Genomic DNA, 18,996 nt, shown 5'->3' with positions numbered 1-18,996 from the left:
GAAATGTATAAAGTTTTATTAGTAGACGATGAGTACATGGTGACAGAGGGGCTCAAGCGATTAATCCCCTTTGAAAAATGGGATATGCAAGTCGTCGCGACAGCTAATCACGCAGATGATGCTTTGGACTATGTTAAGAAAAATCCAGTAGATGTGGTCATTTCCGATGTCAACATGCCAGATAAGACCGGGCTTGAGATGATTAGGGAAATGAAAGAGTTACTTCCAGATACCTATTATATCTTGCTGTCTGGTTATCAGGAGTTTGACTACGTCAAAAAAGCCATGAACCTTAGTGTCGTGGATTATCTGGTCAAGCCAGTAGACAAGGTGGAGTTGGGCCATTTATTAGAAAAGATTGCGCAACAGCTTCAGGAGAAGGTGGAGCAAAGTCAGACCCTCAGTCAAGAATTGGATGAGACAGGATTTACTAACTATCTGTCAGGTAAAGACAACTGGTGGATAGGCCTTTCTAAGGAAAAACAAGGTTCTTTCACTATTCCTTACTATGTTTTGGGGCAAGACTGGCAGATTTTCATCTCTGATCAGCCACTAGATGGCATCATCGTGACATCATTTGAAGCACCCTACCAGCAGTCCTTTGAGAATTGGAAGATCAATGCTGAGAAAGCCCTATTCTACGGTTCAGTCAATCTAGAAAAATCCGAGAGTTTGTTTGCCTATTACGAGCCGATTTATCGGGTGATTATCCAAGGGAATATCAATCAAATCATCGAAGAATTGACCTTGCTAGAGAAGGTTGTTTTGGAGAATACTCCGCGCGTGGCCATCACGAAGCAGCTCTTCACCCAGTTTGTCATGGATGTCTTTCATTTGTTTGAACACCTAAAAGCAGATGATATGACCGAGATTGTCAAAGCTATCCATGCCATTAACACCTTTGAAGAATTGGTTGCCTATATCAAAGAAACCTTGACCAAGTTCTTTGGCCAGTACCGCATGAATGAAAATGTGGTGAGCGTTCTGGAGGTGATTGGGCGTGATTATCAGAAAGAGCTCTCGCTTAAGGATATTAGCAAGGATCTCTTTATCAATCCTGTCTATCTCGGTCAGCTGATCAAGAGGGAAACCAACTCGACTTTTGCGGAATTGCTCAATAAACAGCGAATTAAGGCGGCGCAACAACTCTTGCTTTCGACCAGTGATAGTATCGAAGATATTTGCTATGCAGTTGGCTACAGTAATGTTGGATATTTCTACAAGGTTTTCCGTAAATTGTGCGGAAAATCACCGAAAGCTTATCGGAAACAGGTTGAAACCAGCTTGTAAAAGTTGTATTCCTGTACAAAAAATGCTATAATGTTCAAAATATCTTATGGAGGAAAACATGAAAAAGAATCCTATTTATCTTTGGGTATTGTTAGTCCTATCAGCCCTTATTTCATCTATGTCATTATTTGGAATCTTGAGTCCATTGCCAAGTAAAGATGTGCTTCGTGCTAGCCTGGCGAATAGCGGGACGCTTACTGCTCAGCAATTAGAAGACACAGTCAACTATACTTACCAAGTAACAGCGTCATCGCACTCTATTTTTAATACGTTGTTGATTGTCTTATCTGCAATTCTAGTTGTAGTAGCTTTTGTATTTCTTGTACGTAAAAATGTGCAATTCGCAAACTATGCTTATATTGGCTATGTTCTACTAGCTATTGTTGGTTTGGTTTATAGCTATATGAACGTTCAAGATGCAGTTCAATTAATCAAAGATACTACCCTCGGCTTAGGAATGGGAGCATTAGCACAAGGAACGAATATTTTGTTCATCATCATCAACGTCCTCTTTTTAGCCTTGGTCTTCTACAAGATGTGGCGCCAACAAAAAGATTTGGCTGAAGAAGTCGAAGCAGAAGAAGTTGCCTAAGTATTGACAAAAAAGAACTATCAAGTTACAATCTTGGTAGTTCTTTTTAAATCGTAAACAAAAAATCGAGGTCAATATGAAAAAAATATCCCTAGTGTATATCAGTCTGAGCGGGAATACAGAGAGTTTTGTAAGCCGTCTCAAGGACTATCTCCTGTCTCAGTACGAAGGAATTGAGGTCCAAAAAATCCATATCAAGGATCTGGTCAAGGAAGGCCAAGATTTCTTTGAGATGGACCATCCTTATGTCGCCTTTTTACCAACCTATCTAGAAGGTGGAAATGGCGTTGATAACGGCGATGTTGAAATTCTAACGACTCCAGTGGGCGACTTTATTGCTTATGGAGACAATGCTAGTAAGTGTTTTGGGGTAGTGGGATCTGGTAATCGCAATTTTAATAACCAATACTGCCTGACAGCTAAGCAGTACAGCCAGCGTTTTGGCTTCCCGGTCCTAGCAGACTTTGAAATGCGTGGCATGCTGGGAGATATTAAAAAGGTCGCAGCGATCATTGCAGATTTGTATGAGTTAGAAACAGAAAAATAAAGTAGTACTGAAGGGCAGTTGAGATTTTCAACTGCTTTTTGCGTATACAAAAAGCACCCCGTAAGGGTGCCATTTATAAACTATCCTGCTTTTCCGATGGCAAGTGCATAGATAAAGAAAATAGCAAAGCCAAAGAGGAAAATCAACCCTGCGATAGCGAGGAGTTTTAGCCAAGAAGGAAGATTTTTATTCTCACGTGTCACCAAAACATAGTTCAAGAGAGCGAAGAATGGTGTTGTCAGGAAAGAACCGATCATGGCAAAGCGAAGCATGGTAGAAACTTGACCAGCAAAGAATTTAATAATTACGATACCAATGATAGCGATAATGGTCATCCAGATGTTCAAAGATTTGCGAGAATCCTCTTTTTGACGAATCAAGAGTCGCAGCGATTCCTGATTGACTCGAGAGTAACCATCTATAACAGTAATAACTGTTCCAAAGATACAAAGAAAGGCGATAAAGGTGATCAAATAACGGGACCATTCTCCAAGAACAGAGGCATACATACCCACAAATTGAGAGATGTATTTGGCTGAAGCAGCTTCAACTGCCTGCCCGGTAGGATACTGAATAAGTGCTCCTAGTGCCACAAAGAATACAGCTAGGATTGCAGTTCCAATGTAACCAATGTTAAAGTCGAAAAGTGCGTCCGCTGTATTAAAGTTGACGGTCTTTTTCTTTTCAGCAGACCAGAGTGAGTTGATGGCTGAAATTTCAATAGGGGCAGGCATCCATCCTAAGAGGGAAACGATAAAAGGGAGTGCCGCCATTTGCCAAGGTGTCTTTTCGACAAAATCAGAGCTGTATTCTGGATGTTTAATTGTTGCAATGATAACTGCAAGAACAGTTGCAATGGTCAAAGCAGACATGATCCATTTTGCCATACCATCCAATAGTTTGTAGCCACCAAAGAGTAACATAGCCCAAATGACTGCAACAAGGATAAGGGACCATTGAGTGATGCTAAGACCGATCATTGGGAAGGCACTGGCGATGATAGCTGAGCACAGAATGGCAACACCAGCTGTGTTGACCATAGCTGAAAAGACATTGAGGATAAAGAAAATCCAGAGATAGAGTTTCCCTTTTTCGGCATAACCTTCGACCAAAGTCTTTCCCGTATCAGCCGTGTATTCAGCACCAAAACGGAAAAATGGATATTTAAAAACATTGGCCAAGATAACCAAGAGGAGTAGTGACCAACCATAAGAACCACCAGCTTGAGTAGAGGATACAATGTGAGAACCTCCAACGGCAGCAGAAGCCATTAGGATTCCTGGCCCCATTGCCTTTAGTTTGCTTGCCCAGGTTGACTGGTTTGATAACGTAACTTGTGACATAATAAACACTCCTATTTTTGAATTTTCAGAATAATCTGAATAGATAGCTACTATTCTACAAAAAACTTAAAGGAAATGCAAGAATATTTTGAAAAAATATAGAAAATTACAGAAAACTTTACATGTATTAATGAAATTTCTCCAAGGAGAATATGGTAAGCCTAAAAAATCCGAGAAGAAAGCTTCTCGGATTTTGATTATTTCAATTGATCTGTGACGTCTTTTGAGAGCAACATTCCCAGATGGTAAGTTTTATTGATATGTGCAATGACATCATTGATATTTTCAGTCGTGTGAATTTTCTCTTTGATGTCAGACCTAAATGTCTCGTCCTTCAAGAGTTGCTCTTGGTAGAGTCTTTGAAGTCTTTCCTTCTCGTACTTATTGAGCAGAAAAAGGAAAACCAAGCTAAGTACAACGAGGATATAAGCATATTGGCTCATAGGAAATCTCCCAGTGTGATAAAGAAATAGTAAAAGTGAATAAATTGTTTCATTAAACAGCTGCAAGGCCGAACAAAATATAAATGTTATTTTGCCTCAATCTTTCAGATTGCTTTCAAGTAATTTAAAAGATTACGACATGAGCCTAACCAAATCGATATTATTTGGTTAGGTGAATTAGTGAAGCGTTTAGGCAATTCGTACTGGTTACGACGTCATGGGCTCTAAATCGATTATATTTAGGGACCATGACTAGTGAAGCGCCTAGCCAAAGTCCGAATAGGATTTGGCGTTAGTTACTTAGATTGCTCTGCAATCAAGTAACTTTGGCGATTTACATCTTCTCCGGCGCTTCTACTCCGAGCAAACGAAGAGCTTCTTTGAGGACGACTGCGGTTGCGTAGCTGAGGGCCAGACGACTGTCGCGCTCAGGACTTTCATCTAGGATACGTGTATGTGCATAGTACTTGTTGAATGCTTGAGCCAAACTAATCGCAAATTTCGCAATGATAGAAGGTTCAAAGTTATCTGCTGCACGATTGATAATACGTGGAAAGTCCTGGAGTAGCTTAATGATTTCCCAGCTTTCAGCATCGTTCAAGCTGTAGTTGCCAGCTGCATCTGGTTTGAAATCGGCTTTGCGCAAGATAGATTGGATACGAGCGTAGGCGTATTGAACGTAAGGTCCAGTTTCTCCTTCAAAGGATACCATAGCTTCAAGGTCGAAGTCATATCCATTTGTACGGTCGGTCTTAAGATCATAGAACTTGATAGCCCCAACTCCAACAGCGTGGGCAACCTGGTCTTTATTTTCTAACTCAGGATTTTTCGCCTCGATTTGGGCCTTGGCACGACTAACAGCCTCAGCGATAGTCGGTTCTAGCAAGATGACATTTCCTTTACGAGTAGAGAGTTTTTTCCCTTCTTTTGTTACCAATCCAAACGGAACATGGACAATGTCTTGGCTCCAATCGTAGCCCATCTCTTGTAGTACTGCCTTGAGTTGTTTGAAGTGGGCAGATTGCTCTTGACCAACAACATAGATGGATTTTGCAAATTGGTATTCGTTTTTACGGTAGAGGGCTGCAGCCAAGTCACGTGTGATATAGAGAGTTGCACCATCAGATTTTTTGATAAGGGCTGGATGTTCAATTCCATATTTCTCAAGATTGACAACTTGAGCCCCTTCTGACTCAACAAGAAGTCCTTTTTCAGCGAGAATGTCTACAACAGCATCCATCTTATCATTGTAGAAGGCTTCTCCGTTGTAGCTGTCAAATTCAACTTGCAATTCATTGTAAAGACGGTTGAATTCCACTAAACTTTCATCACGGAACCATTGCCAGAGAGCGAGGGCTTCCTCATCTCCATTTTCCAGTTTGCGGAACCATTCGCGTGCTTCTTCATCCAAGCTAGGATCTTTTTCAGCTTCAGCATTGATGCGAACGTAGAGTTTAAGAAGTTCATCGATTGGATGCGCTTTAACGGCTTCCTCATTTCCCCATTTCTTGTAGGCAACGATCAACATTCCAAACTGTTTACCCCAGTCTCCCAAATGGTTGACCTTGACCGTTTGATAGCCGATCTTTTGGAAAATATGTGACAAGCTATCTCCGATAACCGTTGAACGCAAGTGCCCAATAGAGAATGGTTTTGCGATATTAGGACTAGACATGTCGATAACGATATTTTCTTGCTTGCCAATGGTTTGGTCGGCATAGTGCTCTTTTTCAGTGATAACATCCTGTAATACCTGAGCCGAAATAGCAGATTTATCGAGGAAAAAGTTGACGTAAGGTCCAGTAGCAACAACCTTTTCAAAGGCTTGACTATTGATTTTTTCAGCAATATCTGCTGCAATCATTTGAGGAGCTTTACGCTCGACCTTTGCTAGAGAAAAGGCAGGGAAGGCGATGTCTCCCATTTCTGAGTTTTTAGGTGTTTCCAGTAAATTTAAAATAGCCTCTTGGTCCAGGCTATCAATGACGCTAGCTAACTCGCTAGCAATCAATTCTTTTGTATTCATAAGGGCTCCTTTTGGGCTTTTTTACTATTTTAACACAATTTACTACATTTTTTGAGAAAGAAAAGAATTTTTTTGAATTATCTAGTTTTTTTGGTATAATGTAGTTATAAAATAAATGTAAAACTTGTTATAAATATTCACTTAAGAGGATAATATGAGAAAAAGAGAACGGCATCAGTTGATTAAAAAGATGATCACCGAAGAAAAACTTGGGACACAAAAAGAGATTCAAGATCGTTTAGAAGCTCGTAATGTTTATGTGACACAAACGACTTTGTCACGTGATTTGCGTGAAATCGGCTTGACCAAGGTTAAGAAAAATGATATGGTGTATTATGTACTAGCAAATGAGACAGATAAGATTGATTTAGTTGAGTTTTTGTCTCATCATTTAGAAGGAGTTGCAAGAGCAGAGTTCACCTTGGTACTTCATACTAAACTTGGGGAAGCTGCAGTCTTAGCAAACATTGTAGATGCAAACAAGGATGAATGGATTTTAGGAACGGTTGCTGGTGCTAATACCTTATTGGTTATTTGTCGAGACCAGCACGTTGCCAAGCTGATGGAAGATCGTTTGCTAGATTTGATGAAAGATAAATAAGGTCTTGGGAGTTGCTCTCAAGACTTATTTTTAGCAAGGAGAGACGGAAAATGGCAACAGAAAAGCTATCACCCGGCATGCAACAGTATGTGGATATTAAGAAACAATACCCAGATGCTTTTTTGCTTTTTCGAATGGGTGATTTTTACGAGTTGTTCTATGAAGATGCAATCAATGCAGCACAAATTTTAGAAATTTCCTTAACGAGTCGGAATAAAAATGCAGAAAATCCGATACCCATGGCGGGCGTCCCCTATCATTCTGCCCAACAGTATATCGACGTATTGATCGACCAGGGCTATAAGGTGGCCATAGCCGAACAGATGGAAGATCCCAAACAAGCGGTTGGTGTTGTCAAGCGAGAGGTGGTCCAGGTCATCACACCTGGAACGGTCGTCGATAGCAGTAATCCGGATAGTCAGAATAATTTCTTGGTTGCCTTAGATCGTGATGGCAATCAGTTTGGTCTGGCTTATATGGATCTGGTGACGGGTGATTTCTATGTAACGGGGCTATTGGATTTCACGTTGGTTTGTGGGGAAATTCGCAATCTCAAGGCTAGAGAAGTGGTGCTGGGTTATGACTTGTCTGAGGAAGAAGAACAAATCCTCAGTCGTCAGATGAATCTGGTGCTTTCTTATGAGAAGGAAGGCTTTGAGGACCTTCATTTACTGGATCCACGACTGGCAGCTGTGGAGCAAGCGGCAGCTAGTAAGCTCCTCCAGTATGTTCACCGGACCCAGATGCGGGAATTGAACCACCTCAAACCAGTTATCCGCTATGAAATCAAAGATTTCTTACAGATGGACTATGCGACCAAGGCTAGTCTGGATTTGGTTGAGAATGCCCGTTCAGGCAAGAAGCAAGGCAGTCTTTTCTGGCTTTTAGATGAAACCAAGACGGCTATGGGAATGCGTCTCTTGCGTTCTTGGATTCATCGTCCTTTGATTGATAAGGAGCGAATCGTCCAGCGTCAAGAGGTGGTGCAGGTCTTTCTTGACCACTTCTTTGAGCGTAGTGATTTAACGGACAGTCTTAAGGGTGTTTATGATATCGAACGCTTGGCTAGTCGGGTTTCTTTTGGCAAGACCAATCCCAAGGATCTTTTACAGTTAGCGACCACCTTGTCTAGTGTACCACGGATTCGAGCGATTTTAGAAGGGATGGAGCAACCTGCTCTGGCCTATCTCATCGCACAGTTGGATGCCATTCCAGAGTTGGAGAGTTTGATTAGCGCAGCGATTGCTCCTGAAGCCCCTCACGTGATTACGGAAGGGGGCATTATCCGTACGGGATTTGATGAGACTTTGGATAAATACCGCCGAGTACTCAGAGAAGGGACTAGCTGGATTGCTGAGATTGAAGCTAAGGAGAGAGAAAACTCTGGTATCAGCACGCTCAAGATTGACTACAATAAAAAAGATGGCTACTATTTCCATGTGACCAATTCACAACTGGGAAATGTACCAGCCCACTTTTTCCGCAAGGCGACGCTGAAAAACTCAGAACGCTTTGGGACCGAGGAATTAGCCCGTATCGAGGGGGATATGTTGGAGGCGCGTGAGAAGTCAGCCAACCTAGAATATGAAATCTTTATGCGCATCCGTGAGGAAGTCAGCAAGTACATCCAGCGTTTGCAGGCTCTAGCCCAAGGAATTGCGACGGTTGATGTCTTGCAAAGTCTCGCAGTTGTGGCTGAAACCCAGCATTTGATTCGACCGGAGTTTGGAGAGGATTCCCAAATCGATATCCAAAAGGGACGCCATGCTGTCGTTGAAAAGGTTATGGGGGCGCAGACCTATATTCCTAACACTATTCAGATGGCAGAAGATACGAGTATTCAGCTAATCACAGGGCCAAACATGAGTGGGAAGTCTACCTACATGCGTCAGCTAGCCATAACAGCGGTTATGGCCCAGCTAGGCTCGTATGTGCCAGCAGAAAGTGCGCATTTGCCGATTTTTGATGCCATCTTTACCCGTATCGGAGCAGCAGATGACTTGGTTTCAGGTCAATCAACCTTCATGGTGGAGATGATGGAGGCTAACAATGCCATTTCGCATGCGACCAAGGATTCACTCATTCTCTTTGATGAGTTAGGTCGAGGAACTGCGACTTATGATGGGATGGCTCTTGCCCAGTCCATTATCGAATACATTCATGAACATATCGGAGCCAAAACCCTCTTTGCGACTCACTATCATGAGTTGACTAGTCTGGAATCCAGTTTGGAACACTTGGTTAATGTCCATGTGGCAACCTTGGAGCAGAATGGGCAGGTCACCTTCCTTCACAAGATCGAACCAGGACCAGCTGACAAATCCTACGGTATCCACGTTGCTAAGATTGCTGGTTTACCAGAAGAACTTTTAGCAAGGGCGGATAAGATATTGACTCAACTGGAGAATCAAGGGACGGAAAGTCCTGCTCCAATGAGACAAACAAGTGCTGTTACTGAACAGATGTCACTCTTTGACGCGCCTGCAGAGCATCCTATCCTAGCAGAATTAGCTAAACTGGATGTGTACAATATGACACCTATGCAGGCTATGAATGTCTTGGTTGAGCTCAAACAAAAATTATAAAAAGGACCCCACTCATGTGTTTGTGAGTGGGATTTTTCTCTATTACTTTTTATGAGCCAAGAGTTGATTGATGTGGTCTACTTTTTTAGCTTCTCTTTTATAGAGAATAACCCAGATGATAAGGTAGACGATTGCAAACTCTGGAATGAGTTGGAGATAGAAGGTCCAGTGGAAGGGGAACCAACCAGCCAGAGTTGCTAGTGGAACAAAGCCAGCCAGCATAAGGAAGAAATGGGAAAGTGTGGCACGGAGCAAGCTCCAATCACGGCTGAATAAACGACCACCAAAGCTAAAGAGAACACCGATAGCTGACCAGATGATCATACAGTAGAGCAAGACCAAGGCACCGTGAACCTGATGTTGAGCCATCGCTTGGCCGATAAGAGACTCGGGGCTTAGTGGGGTATAGGTATTTGGTGCATAAATGAGTGAAAAGAGGATAGAGAGGATGAGGCCGATAAGTACACCAGCGGCTGCATCGTGAAAGATTTGTTTTTTCATAGTTCTAATTTCTCCTTGATGGTTTTTAGGTAACGGCGTGAAGAGTAGGTGAAGCTTTCGTTTTTTAAGAAAATTTCAACCAGACCATTGGGCGTGAGCTTGAGATGAGAGATAGCGTCAATATTAACGATTTCTGATTGGGAAATTTGGATAAAAGTGGTCGGCAGAATGTCAAGAACTTGATAGAGTCGTAAATCAATGCTGTAGGTCTGACTGGCAGTTTCTGCTAGAACCTTTCGATTCTCGATATAGAAGCGTTGTATCTTATAAATCTTAACTAGATAGACCTGATCATCAATCTTTCCTTTGATTGTTTCTTTTTGGTCAAGATTTTCTACGAACTCGATGACTTTCTGGACTTTTTCGGTCGGCTGAGGAGTTTGGACAATCAGCTTTTCCTCCTCGTAAGTCTCCTTAATCTGTAGTTCTACTTTCATAAATTTCCCTCCTTTTCAGTTATACAAAATTGTGATCACTTCTTGTACACCTTTATTAAACACTATTTTACGACCTATGGCAAGAGCTTTTGCCTATGTGGACAGATTTGGAGTCTATGTGGTATTTGCTTTTTCTGGTAACATCTGAAATATGGTATAATAGCACTAATCAATTTCTAGGAAAATAGATACAGAAAGGGGCTGAAAGATGTCTCATATTATTGAATTGCCAGAGGTGCTGGCAAACCAGATCGCAGCAGGAGAGGTCATTGAACGTCCTGCTAGCGTGGTCAAAGAGTTGGTAGAAAATGCTATTGACGCGGGCTCTAGCCAGATTACCATTGAGATTGAGGAAGCTGGTCTTAAGAAGATTCAAATCACTGATAATGGTCATGGAATTGCCCACGATGAGGTGGAATTGGCCCTGCGTCGTCATGCGACCAGTAAGATAAAAAATCAAGCAGACCTCTTTCGGATTCGGACGCTTGGTTTTCGTGGTGAAGCCCTGCCCTCTATCGCTTCTGTCAGCGTCTTGACTCTGTTGACGGCGGTAGATGGTGCGAGTCATGGAACCAAGCTCGTTGCGCGTGGAGGTGAGGTTGAGAAAGTCATACCAGCGACTAGTCCTGTGGGGACCAAAGTTTGTGTGGAGGACCTCTTTTTCAACACACCAGCTCGTCTCAAGTATATGAAGAGCCAGCAAGCGGAGCTGTCTCATATCATTGATATTGTCAACCGTCTGGGCTTGGCCCATCCAGAGATTTCTTTTAGCTTGATTAGTGATGGCAAGGAAATGACGCGGACAGCAGGGACTGGTCAACTGCGTCAAGCCATCGCAGGGATTTATGGTTTGGCGAGTGCCAAGAAGATGATTGAAATTGAGAATTCTGACTTAGATTTCGAAATTTCAGGTTTTGTGTCTTTACCTGAATTAACCCGAGCAAATCGTAACTATATCAGCCTCTTCATCAATGGCCGTTATATCAAGAACTTCTTGCTCAACCGTGCTATTTTGGATGGTTACGGAAGCAAGCTTATGGTAGGGCGTTTTCCACTGGCTGTCATTCACATCCATATTGACCCCTATCTAGCTGATGTCAATGTGCATCCAACCAAACAAGAAGTGCGGATTTCTAAGGAAAGAGAACTGATGGCGCTGCTTTCAGAAGCTATTTCAAATAGTCTCAAGGAACAAGCCTTGATTCCTGATGCTTTAGAAAATCTTGCCAAGTCGACCGTGCGCAATCGTCAAAAGGTAGAGCAAACTATTCTCCCACTCAAAGAAAATACGCTTTACTATGAAAAAACGGAGGTAACTAGAGCCAGTCAAGCTGAGGTGGCTGATCATCAGGTTGAATTAACTGAGGAAGGGCAGGATTTAACCTTGTTTGCCAAGGAAACCTTGGAGCAACTGACCAAGCCAGCAAAACTGCATTTTGCAGAGAGAAAGCCTGCTAACTATGACCAATTAGACCATCCAGAGTTAGACTTAGCCAGTCTTGATAAGGCTTATGACAAGCTGGAGAGAGAAGAAGCATCCAGCTTCCCAGAGTTGGAGTTTTTCGGACAGATGCACGGGACCTATCTCTTTGCCCAGGGGCGAGATGGACTCTACATCATAGACCAGCACGCGGCTCAGGAACGAGTCAAGTACGAGGAATACCGTGAAAGCATCGGCAATGTTGACCAGAGTCAGCAACAACTCCTAGTGCCCTACATCTTTGAATTTCCTGCGGATGATGCTCTTCGTCTCAAGGAAAGAATGGCACTTTTAGAGGAAGTAGGCGTCTTTCTAGCAGAGTACGGAGAAAATCAATTTATCCTGCGTGAACATCCTATTTGGATGGCAGAAGAAGAGATTGAGTCAGGTATCTATGAAATGTGCGACATGCTGCTCTTGACTAAGGAAGTTTCTATCAAAAAATACCGAGCAGAGCTAGCCATCATGATGTCCTGCAAGCGGTCTATCAAGGCCAACCATCGTATCGATGACCATTCAGCTCGACAGCTCCTTTATCAGCTTTCTCAATGTGACAATCCATATAACTGTCCCCATGGACGTCCTGTTTTGGTGCATTTTACCAAGTCAGACATGGAAAAGATGTTCCGACGCATTCAGGAAAATCACACCAGTCTCCGTGAGTTGGGGAAATATTAAGAACACAAAAAGCCTTTGTTTTTTCCAAACAAGGCTTTTTAGCTTTTCTAAGGTGGGCATTTTGAATGGACATGGGCAACTTGACACGAGGTTTACACTTGCTTGACAAGACCAGTCCTATAAAAAGTGTTGTGAAAACTGAACTAGGTGACTCAAGATTTCGCAGAATCGTCTTGGTTTGAAGGATTCTCAAGACCAATCACTTTATCAAGATAACGTTGTTTGGTTTTGAGAGCCTTGTTGATAGCAACTGCAGACGCAATCAAGAGAACGAAGGTCAGCCAAATCCAGGCGGTGAACTCGGCTGGAAAACTAGAACCAGCTAAAAAGAGATAGGTAGCCAGAGCCAAGACGAAAATATAAATCACTTGCCAGAGACCAAAAGATTTAACCTCTTTATAGTATTTGTCCTTATCTTCCTCCAAGATCACTTCTATGGAACCTTTTTCAGAGTTTTCATCCAGTAGCAGATAGTCAGTTGTCACTTGAAAAATCTTGCTTAATTCAATGATTTTTTCGATTTCAGGAAGGACCTGTCCAGACTCCCATTTTGAGATGCTTTGCCGAGAAACATTGATTTGTTCTGCTAGCTTTTCCTGGGACCAACCTTTTTCCTTTCGGAGCTCAAATAGTTTTTCTGCGAGTTTCATGATTCTATCCTCCTTTTTCTACCTCTATCCTAACAATTTTTACTTATAATGAGAATACAATCTCCTGTACTATTTGTCAACCAGAGGTTGCACCTTTTGTTGCAGTCTGTCTTGGGGAAATATGGTATACTAGATAGGCAAAATAATGGAGAAAAATTATGTACGAATATTTAAAAGGAATCATTACCAAAATCACTGCTAAATATATCATCCTTGAGGCAAATGGTATCGGTTATATCTTGCATGTAGCCAATCCCTATGCCTACTCAGGTCAGGTCAATCAAGAAACTCAGATTTATGTGCACCAAGTTGTTCGTGAGGATGCCCATCTGCTCTACGGTTTTCGCTCAGAAGATGAGAAAAAGCTCTTTCTCAGTCTGATCTCGGTCTCAGGGATTGGTCCTGTGTCAGCTCTTGCTATCATCGCAGCTGATGACAATGCTGGCTTGGTTCAAGCGATCGAGACTAAGAACATCACCTACTTGACCAAGTTCCCTAAAATTGGCAAGAAAACAGCCCAGCAGATGGTGCTGGACTTGGAAGGCAAGGTAGTCGTGGCTAGTGATGACCTTCCTTCCAAGGTCGCAGTGCAAACCAGCGCTGAAAACCAAGAACTGGAAGAAGCTATGGAAGCCATGCTGGCACTGGGCTACAAGGCGACTGAACTTAAGAAAATCAAGAAATTCTTTGAAGGAACGACGGATACAGCAGAGAACTATATCAAGTCGGCCCTTAAGATGTTGGTCAAATAGGAGTATAATATGCCAAAACGCTGTGGTTGGGTAAAAATGAATAATCCCTTATATGTAGCCTATCATGATGAGGAGTGGGGGCAACCCCTTCATGATGACCGCGCTCTTTTTGAACTGCTCTGTATGGAGACTTATCAGGCTGGTCTGTCTTGGGAAACGGTACTCAACAAACGCCAGGCTTTCCGAGAAGCATTTCATGGCTATCAAATTCAAGCGGTCGCGGAAATGACAGATGCGCAGTTGGAAGCCTTGTTAGACAATCCAGCCATCATCCGAAATCGTGCCAAGATTTTTGCTACGCGTGCCAATGCCCAAGCATTTTTACAAGTTCAGGAAGCATATGGCTCCTTTGATGCCTATCTCTGGTCTTTTGTTGAGGGAAAAACGATCGTGAATGATGTTCCTGACTATCACCTAGCACCTGCTAAAACAGCCTTGTCTGAAAAGTTATCTCAAGATCTCAAAAAACGAGGCTTCAAGTTCACAGGTCCCGTTGCAGTCTTGTCATTTCTACAAGCTGCAGGGTTAGTTGATGACCACGAGAATGATTGTGAGTGGAAGGGGAATTAAATGATGTCTAACAAAAATAAGGGAATTCTGATTTTTGCGATTCTCTATACAGTTCTCTTTGTATTTGATGGAGTTAAATTGCTGGCTTTCTTGATGCCATCTGCTATTGCAAATTATCTAGTTTATGTAGTACTAGCTCTATATGGCTCTTTCTTGTTTAAGGATCGATTGATCAAACAATGGAATGAGATTAGAAAGACTAAAAGGAAATTCTTCTTTTGCGTCTTAACAGGATGGCTCTTTCTCTTTCTGATGACTTTTGTCTTTGAATTTGTATCAGAGATGTTGAAGCAGTTTTTTGGGCTAGTCGGACAAGGTCTAAACCAGTCGAATATTCAAAGTACCTTTCAAGAACAACCAATACTGATAGCAGTTTTCGCCTGTATCATAGGACCTTTTGTGGAAGAACTCTTTTTCCGTCAGCTCTTGTTACATCACTTGCAGAAACGTCTGTCAAGTTGGCTAAGCATTCTTCTGGTAGGACTTGTTTTTGCTCTGACTCATATGCACAGTTTGGCTTTATCAGAGTGGGTCAGTGCAGTCGGTTATCTAGGTGGAGGCATTGCCTTTTCTATCATCTATGTGAAAGAAAAAGAGAATATTTATTATCCTCTAGTTGTTCATATGTTAGGCAATAGCCTTCCCTTGATTATTTTAGTTATCAGTAGTATGTGACGTTTTAGTAGTTATACAAGAGAAAAAGCTGAGAATCTCCTCTCAGCTTTTTGATTATATGCTAGTAACTTTTATAGTGCAGTAAGAAATGTCAGTCCACCTAAGACAACGCCAGCTGAGTTTGGAATAATTAGTATCCAATCCTTCTTAGGTTCTTTTGTCCATCCATAAATAACCCAAATTAAACAAGATACTGCTGCGGATAAAGGCTGGAATGGTTGAGCTTTGTTGCCTTGTAAATTGGCAAAAATTTGTGGGATGTAGGCGATAAATACAATAATCCCGATAAAGGCCCCGATTGAACCGACAATTTGATTTATTTTTTGTTTAGTCATATACACCTCCTTCAAAAAGATATCATAGAAATTAGCGAAAATCAATACAAAAGCATAAAAATGGAGAAATTGTTTATTTTTTGTTATAGTCAAAGCGAATGACTTGCTCTTTTGCATCCACATAAGCATAGACGCCAAAGGGTACAATGGCTCTTGGTGTGGCGTGCCCAACGTTTAGATTATAGACAATTGGGATATTGCTGTCAACGATGCTCATTAGTGCCTCTTTATAGTCGTCATAGAAGGCTTCATCCATTGGCTTTCCGACCAAGAGTCCACTGATGACCTCAAATACCCCAGTTTCTTTCAAAGCCAGCACCATCTTTTTGAAGTTTTCCGGCTCAGGCTTCTCTTCGCTTGTTTCTAACAAAAGAATCTTTCCTTCCCAGTCGGATAAGTCAGGGAAGAGTTTGTACTTTTGGCAGAGCTCCGTGCTATCTACGTATCGAGAATTGTCAAAGATATCATAGAGGGATTCAAGGCAACCGCCGAGAATTTCTCCCTCAAACTGGGTATTTCCTTGTAACAAATCAAAGCCTGTATTTACATGACTGATACGAGCTGTTCCCAGGGCCTTGGGACTAAAATCAGTTCGTTCCTCATACCAAAGGTCGCTAGGGCGGATTTCTGAGATTCTTCCAGTCTCAATCAGTTCTTTAAAGTAGTGAAAGCTATAGGGCAACATCTCCTTGTCCAATTCACAAATGTCTGCTAAAAAGGATTGCCCATAAAAAGTCGTGACCCCTAGTTTGTGCAACATAAGGTGGTTCATAGTGGTATCTGAGAAGCCAAGAAAAATCTTTTGTTTGATAACCTTTTGAAGCTGGTCGTTTTCAAAAAGATAAGGTAGCAAGCGATAGGTATCATCCCCACCGATGGCACATAGGATCATGTTGATGCTATCATCAGAAAAGGCCTGCATCAAATCCTCTGCACGTGCCTCCGGATGGTCCTTGATAAAGTCTAAACCTTTTAACGAATGGGGCAAGAAGACAGGATTGAGTCCCAAATCCTTGAGACGTTGGAGACCCAAATCGACTTCGTGTTTGACAAAATCCTCTCCGATAACACCGCTAGACAAACTAACGATACCAATAGTAGAAACTATATCTCATCCTCCTAGAAATAGATTGATACTCTTCGAAAATCAAATTCAAACCACGTCAGCTTTGCCTTGCCGTATATATGTTACTGACCTCGTCAGTTCTATCTACAACCTCAAAGCAGTGCTTTGAGCAACCTGCGGCTAGCTTCCTAGTTTGCTCTTTGATTTTCATTGAGTATGAGCCTATTTTATCACAAAAGATGAGAGAAAACTATAAGAATCAGACTCAGAAGTTCTATTGAATTTCAAGAAAGCAAGTGAAAAAGCAACCGACTGTGCAGTTGCTTTCCGTTTTTCTAATCACTAATCTCACTAGATATGAGTTACTTGGTCAACTCTTGATTATAGGAGAGAGCTAAATCAATCCAGTAAGGAAGTTCTTTTTGACCTTCGATATCTAGGTCTATATAGCCATGATAAGGTCGCCCTCTCATCAATGTGGTATGAGCTCCTGTTCGGGGTAGAACTTGCTTTTCCATTTCTTTGCCAATTCTCACCATAACCAGCTCGTCCTTTCTGGAACTGACTGTAAGGACCATTTTCCCACGAATCATAAAGGCAAGACCACCAAATAGTTTCTTTTCTTCTAACTCTTCTTCGAAAATTTGGGGAGGAAGTTTGAGTGCTAGAATTTTTCGAGTCTGCTGAGCTAAGGATTGACTATATGCCATAGCTTTTCACTTTTCTTAATAACGTGATGGGCCCGCGCTTGCACTTCGGATGTTGAAACGTTTCTTGAGATAGAAGCGAAGGGCGAGAAGGGTAGCCCCTAGGATAGCCAAAGGCAATGGAGCAAGGACTGGATTGAGGTTGGCTGGTAGGAAGCTTGTTGCAAAGAAGACAACCAACCAAAGGACCATAGAAGCCAGGATAACGAGGATTGATTTCCAGAATGGAGGACGTTGGCTACGATCTGTGTCTGGTCCATAGTACTGGTAGACAAAGTAGTACATCAAGTAGAAGGCAACACCTCCAACAAGCCCAACCAACAAGAGGGTAATCAATCCATAGCCAATAGCCTGGTCTGTAGAGAAAAAGTTGGTCAGAGCGCTAACCAGTGCAAAGAGACTGGTAATAAAAAGGGCTGAGTCCATAATCATGAGTTTTGGATCATCATTTTCTTTTGGATGCTCTTTTTCGTACTGTTCCTTGACTGTGAAACTGTGAGCCCAGTGAGTTGGAGCGCCATAGAGGGAACGAGCTGTTGTTCCTTTGACTTGCTCTTCAAGGATTCTAGGAATGACTTCCTCAAAAACAGCCTTGATTTCAGCATCTGTTTTGCCATCTTTGATAAATTGCTGGGTAGCAATATGGATAAACTCTTGGTTTTTCTTAGTTAATTTTTGTAAATCAATCTGAGACATAGGGATTCCTCTTAGAACCATTTTTTATGGATGAGATAGAGAGTGAGCGAAACACTCATAGCAAAGGCGATAAAGACGATTAACCAGAAGGCGTGAGGCTCACCGTTCAAAGGGATTTCATTATCCTTGAAGTTCATTCCGTAGGCAGAGAAAATCATGGTTGGGACAGACATGACAATGGTCACGAGAGCCAGGGTTTTCATGATGTTGTTCTGGTTGTTGGAAATGATAGAGGCAAAGGTCTCTGTCATAGAGTGAAGGACATTTCCATAGATATCTGCCATCTCGATGGCCTGTTGGGTTTCAATCAGAGTGTCTTCGAGTAGGTCTTCGTCTTCTAGGTATTTCTTGATATTGCTAGTTGCGCTGGTTAATTTCTTAATCACGCGCTCATTTGTCTTAAGTGAGGCCTTGAAATAGACGATGGTCTTTTCCAATTCCATGAGCTCAATCAGCTCTTCGTTTCGAGTAGATTTGTGAAGTTGACTTTCGATCTGTTCACTCTTACGGTCGATCGAACGAAGGGCCGTAAGGTAAAGTTCGGCGTTGCGGTAGAGAATCTGGAAGATAAAGCGTGAACGCATGAAGGTGTAAAAGTTACGCAGTCTACGGTTGATAAAGACATCGAGAACGGGGAGGGGTTCCAAGCAGGTGGTGATAATGGTTTCCTCTGTGATGATAATCCCCAGCGGAATCGTAACGTAGTAGGTACGATTGTTTCTTTCCTCTGTGATGGGAACGTCCACGATGATCAAAGTGTACTCATCTTCGATGGTAATACGGGACATTTCTTCCGCATCGAGTGGTGCTCGAAGGTCGGCAATGTCAATGTCGAAGGCGTTAGCGATTTCCAACGATTCATTTTGTGTAGGATTGACGAGATTGATCCAAGTACCCGGTTCAAGCGTGTCGATCTCTTTAAATTCAGTTGTTGTTGAGAGAAAAACTTGTTTCATATCCCCTATCCTTTCCTACTATTCAGTGATTCATTTTTTGCACCGTACTATTATACTATAAAAACA

Annotated in this window: 20 protein-coding genes; 9 read left to right on the top strand and 11 right to left on the bottom strand. The window is 42.1% G+C overall.

Annotated elements, in window-relative coordinates:
* Positions 1-3 precede the first annotated feature (3 nt).
* The 3 genes from EL140_RS08935 to nrdI all read left to right on the top strand — a co-directional run bounded on the left by EL140_RS08935 (position 4) and on the right by nrdI (position 2,429).
* Positions 4-1,290 (top strand): response regulator transcription factor, encoded by a 1,287-nt coding sequence (locus EL140_RS08935; RefSeq protein WP_000278917.1) that lies wholly within the window; start codon positions 4-6, stop codon positions 1,288-1,290.
* A gap of 58 nt (positions 1,291-1,348) precedes the next feature.
* Positions 1,349-1,882, top strand: coding sequence for an ABC transporter permease (locus EL140_RS08930; RefSeq protein ID WP_000740039.1), 534 nt, complete (start codon positions 1,349-1,351; stop codon positions 1,880-1,882).
* A 76-nt stretch (positions 1,883-1,958) separates the two neighbouring features.
* The gene (nrdI, locus tag EL140_RS08925) at positions 1,959-2,429 is read left to right on the top strand and encodes a class Ib ribonucleoside-diphosphate reductase assembly flavoprotein NrdI (RefSeq protein WP_000724232.1); all 471 of its coding nucleotides are present in this window, start codon (positions 1,959-1,961) and stop codon (positions 2,427-2,429) included.
* Between the two features lie 80 nt (positions 2,430-2,509).
* Here nrdI and EL140_RS08920 read toward each other — a convergent pair whose 3' ends face one another.
* The 3 genes from EL140_RS08920 to argS form a co-directional block, all read right to left on the bottom strand.
* Entirely contained in the window at positions 2,510-3,772 is a 1,263-nt protein-coding gene (locus EL140_RS08920) for an NRAMP family divalent metal transporter (protein ID WP_000084704.1), read from the bottom strand.
* A 197-nt stretch (positions 3,773-3,969) separates the two neighbouring features.
* Positions 3,970-4,215: a hypothetical protein gene (locus EL140_RS08915; RefSeq protein ID WP_000084865.1), complete on the bottom strand. Its 246-nt coding sequence runs from the start codon at positions 4,213-4,215 to the stop codon at positions 3,970-3,972.
* A 334-nt stretch (positions 4,216-4,549) separates the two neighbouring features.
* Positions 4,550-6,241, bottom strand: a complete 1,692-nt coding sequence (argS, locus tag EL140_RS08910) for an arginine--tRNA ligase (protein WP_001092719.1) — start codon at positions 6,239-6,241, stop codon at positions 4,550-4,552.
* Between the two features lie 154 nt (positions 6,242-6,395).
* Between argS and argR the strand changes: the two genes are divergently transcribed.
* Positions 6,396-6,842, top strand: coding sequence for an arginine repressor (gene argR, locus EL140_RS08905; protein ID WP_001231483.1), 447 nt, complete (start codon positions 6,396-6,398; stop codon positions 6,840-6,842).
* A gap of 50 nt (positions 6,843-6,892) precedes the next feature.
* Positions 6,893-9,427 (top strand): DNA mismatch repair protein MutS, encoded by a 2,535-nt coding sequence (mutS, locus tag EL140_RS08900; protein ID WP_000179917.1) that lies wholly within the window; start codon positions 6,893-6,895, stop codon positions 9,425-9,427.
* A gap of 42 nt (positions 9,428-9,469) precedes the next feature.
* On the opposite strand, the gene EL140_RS08895 is transcribed toward mutS, so the two are convergent.
* Both EL140_RS08895 and EL140_RS08890 read right to left on the bottom strand, forming a co-directional pair.
* Positions 9,470-9,928 (bottom strand): DUF3021 domain-containing protein, encoded by a 459-nt coding sequence (locus EL140_RS08895; protein WP_000743977.1) that lies wholly within the window; start codon positions 9,926-9,928, stop codon positions 9,470-9,472.
* A complete protein-coding gene (locus EL140_RS08890) occupies positions 9,925-10,365 on the bottom strand; it encodes a LytTR family DNA-binding domain-containing protein (protein WP_000861947.1) in 441 nt (146 codons plus the stop codon). The genes EL140_RS08895 and EL140_RS08890 overlap by 4 nt, the downstream gene beginning before the upstream one ends.
* 208 nt (positions 10,366-10,573) lie before the next feature.
* On the opposite strand from EL140_RS08890, the gene mutL reads away from it, so the two are divergent.
* Complete coding sequence (gene mutL / locus EL140_RS08885; RefSeq protein ID WP_000018214.1) at positions 10,574-12,523, top strand: DNA mismatch repair endonuclease MutL; 1,950 nt, start codon at positions 10,574-10,576, stop codon at positions 12,521-12,523.
* A 152-nt stretch (positions 12,524-12,675) separates the two neighbouring features.
* On the opposite strand, the gene EL140_RS08880 is transcribed toward mutL, so the two are convergent.
* Positions 12,676-13,173, bottom strand: coding sequence for a helix-turn-helix domain-containing protein (locus tag EL140_RS08880; RefSeq protein WP_000761362.1), 498 nt, complete (start codon positions 13,171-13,173; stop codon positions 12,676-12,678).
* 158 nt (positions 13,174-13,331) lie between these two features.
* Between EL140_RS08880 and ruvA the strand changes: the two genes are divergently transcribed.
* From ruvA to EL140_RS08865, 3 genes are read left to right on the top strand one after another with little or no spacing between them, the layout of a single operon-like run.
* Complete coding sequence (ruvA, locus tag EL140_RS08875) at positions 13,332-13,925, top strand: Holliday junction branch migration protein RuvA (RefSeq protein ID WP_000273401.1); 594 nt, start codon at positions 13,332-13,334, stop codon at positions 13,923-13,925.
* A gap of 9 nt (positions 13,926-13,934) precedes the next feature.
* Positions 13,935-14,495, top strand: coding sequence for a DNA-3-methyladenine glycosylase I (locus EL140_RS08870; protein WP_001126059.1), 561 nt, complete (start codon positions 13,935-13,937; stop codon positions 14,493-14,495).
* Positions 14,496-15,170, top strand: coding sequence for a CPBP family intramembrane glutamic endopeptidase (locus EL140_RS08865; protein ID WP_000987418.1), 675 nt, complete (start codon positions 14,496-14,498; stop codon positions 15,168-15,170).
* Positions 15,171-15,241: 71 nt separating this feature from the next.
* Here the strand turns inward: EL140_RS08865 and EL140_RS08860 are convergent, their stop codons facing one another.
* The 5 genes from EL140_RS08860 to EL140_RS08840 form a co-directional block, all read right to left on the bottom strand.
* Positions 15,242-15,505, bottom strand: a complete 264-nt coding sequence (locus EL140_RS08860; RefSeq protein WP_000166112.1) for a SemiSWEET family transporter — start codon at positions 15,503-15,505, stop codon at positions 15,242-15,244.
* Positions 15,506-15,578: 73 nt separating this feature from the next.
* Positions 15,579-16,613: a S66 family peptidase gene (locus tag EL140_RS08855; RefSeq protein ID WP_025169048.1), complete on the bottom strand. Its 1,035-nt coding sequence runs from the start codon at positions 16,611-16,613 to the stop codon at positions 15,579-15,581.
* A 320-nt stretch (positions 16,614-16,933) separates the two neighbouring features.
* Positions 16,934-17,281: a TfoX/Sxy family protein gene (locus EL140_RS08850; RefSeq protein WP_000331830.1), complete on the bottom strand. Its 348-nt coding sequence runs from the start codon at positions 17,279-17,281 to the stop codon at positions 16,934-16,936.
* Between the two features lie 15 nt (positions 17,282-17,296).
* A complete protein-coding gene (locus tag EL140_RS08845) occupies positions 17,297-17,974 on the bottom strand; it encodes a DUF1129 domain-containing protein (protein WP_000078003.1) in 678 nt (225 codons plus the stop codon).
* Between the two features lie 11 nt (positions 17,975-17,985).
* On the bottom strand, positions 17,986-18,930 hold the full coding sequence (locus tag EL140_RS08840) for a magnesium transporter CorA family protein (protein ID WP_000815617.1): 945 nt from the start codon (positions 18,928-18,930) through the stop codon (positions 17,986-17,988).
* Positions 18,931-18,996: the final 66 nt, after the last annotated feature.

It is taken from the genome of Streptococcus oralis ATCC 35037 (genome assembly GCF_900637025.1).
In the GTDB taxonomy this organism is placed as follows: Bacteria; Bacillota; Bacilli; order Lactobacillales; family Streptococcaceae; genus Streptococcus; species Streptococcus oralis.
This window is presented reverse-complemented; position numbering and strand designations above follow the sequence as displayed.

Bases quoted from the DNA above. Each gene is read 5' to 3' on its own strand.
- EL140_RS08935 (WP_000278917.1), top strand. From the start codon at position 4: ATGTATAAAGTTTTATTAGTAGACGATGAGTACATGGTGACAGAGGGG.
- EL140_RS08930 (WP_000740039.1), top strand. From the start codon at position 1,349: ATGAAAAAGAATCCTATTTATCTTTGGGTATTGTTAGTCCTATCAGCC.
- nrdI (WP_000724232.1), top strand. From the start codon at position 1,959: ATGAAAAAAATATCCCTAGTGTATATCAGTCTGAGCGGGAATACAGAG.
- EL140_RS08920 (WP_000084704.1), bottom strand. From the start codon at position 3,772: ATGTCACAAGTTACGTTATCAAACCAGTCAACCTGGGCAAGCAAACTA.
- EL140_RS08915 (WP_000084865.1), bottom strand. From the start codon at position 4,215: ATGAGCCAATATGCTTATATCCTCGTTGTACTTAGCTTGGTTTTCCTT.
- argS (WP_001092719.1), bottom strand. From the start codon at position 6,241: ATGAATACAAAAGAATTGATTGCTAGCGAGTTAGCTAGCGTCATTGAT.
- argR (WP_001231483.1), top strand. From the start codon at position 6,396: ATGAGAAAAAGAGAACGGCATCAGTTGATTAAAAAGATGATCACCGAA.
- mutS (WP_000179917.1), top strand. From the start codon at position 6,893: ATGGCAACAGAAAAGCTATCACCCGGCATGCAACAGTATGTGGATATT.
- EL140_RS08895 (WP_000743977.1), bottom strand. From the start codon at position 9,928: ATGAAAAAACAAATCTTTCACGATGCAGCCGCTGGTGTACTTATCGGC.
- EL140_RS08890 (WP_000861947.1), bottom strand. From the start codon at position 10,365: ATGAAAGTAGAACTACAGATTAAGGAGACTTACGAGGAGGAAAAGCTG.
- mutL (WP_000018214.1), top strand. From the start codon at position 10,574: ATGTCTCATATTATTGAATTGCCAGAGGTGCTGGCAAACCAGATCGCA.
- EL140_RS08880 (WP_000761362.1), bottom strand. From the start codon at position 13,173: ATGAAACTCGCAGAAAAACTATTTGAGCTCCGAAAGGAAAAAGGTTGG.
- ruvA (WP_000273401.1), top strand. From the start codon at position 13,332: ATGTACGAATATTTAAAAGGAATCATTACCAAAATCACTGCTAAATAT.
- EL140_RS08870 (WP_001126059.1), top strand. From the start codon at position 13,935: ATGCCAAAACGCTGTGGTTGGGTAAAAATGAATAATCCCTTATATGTA.
- EL140_RS08865 (WP_000987418.1), top strand. From the start codon at position 14,496: ATGATGTCTAACAAAAATAAGGGAATTCTGATTTTTGCGATTCTCTAT.
- EL140_RS08860 (WP_000166112.1), bottom strand. From the start codon at position 15,505: ATGACTAAACAAAAAATAAATCAAATTGTCGGTTCAATCGGGGCCTTT.
- EL140_RS08850 (WP_000331830.1), bottom strand. From the start codon at position 17,281: ATGGCATATAGTCAATCCTTAGCTCAGCAGACTCGAAAAATTCTAGCA.
- EL140_RS08845 (WP_000078003.1), bottom strand. From the start codon at position 17,974: ATGTCTCAGATTGATTTACAAAAATTAACTAAGAAAAACCAAGAGTTT.
- EL140_RS08840 (WP_000815617.1), bottom strand. From the start codon at position 18,930: ATGAAACAAGTTTTTCTCTCAACAACAACTGAATTTAAAGAGATCGAC.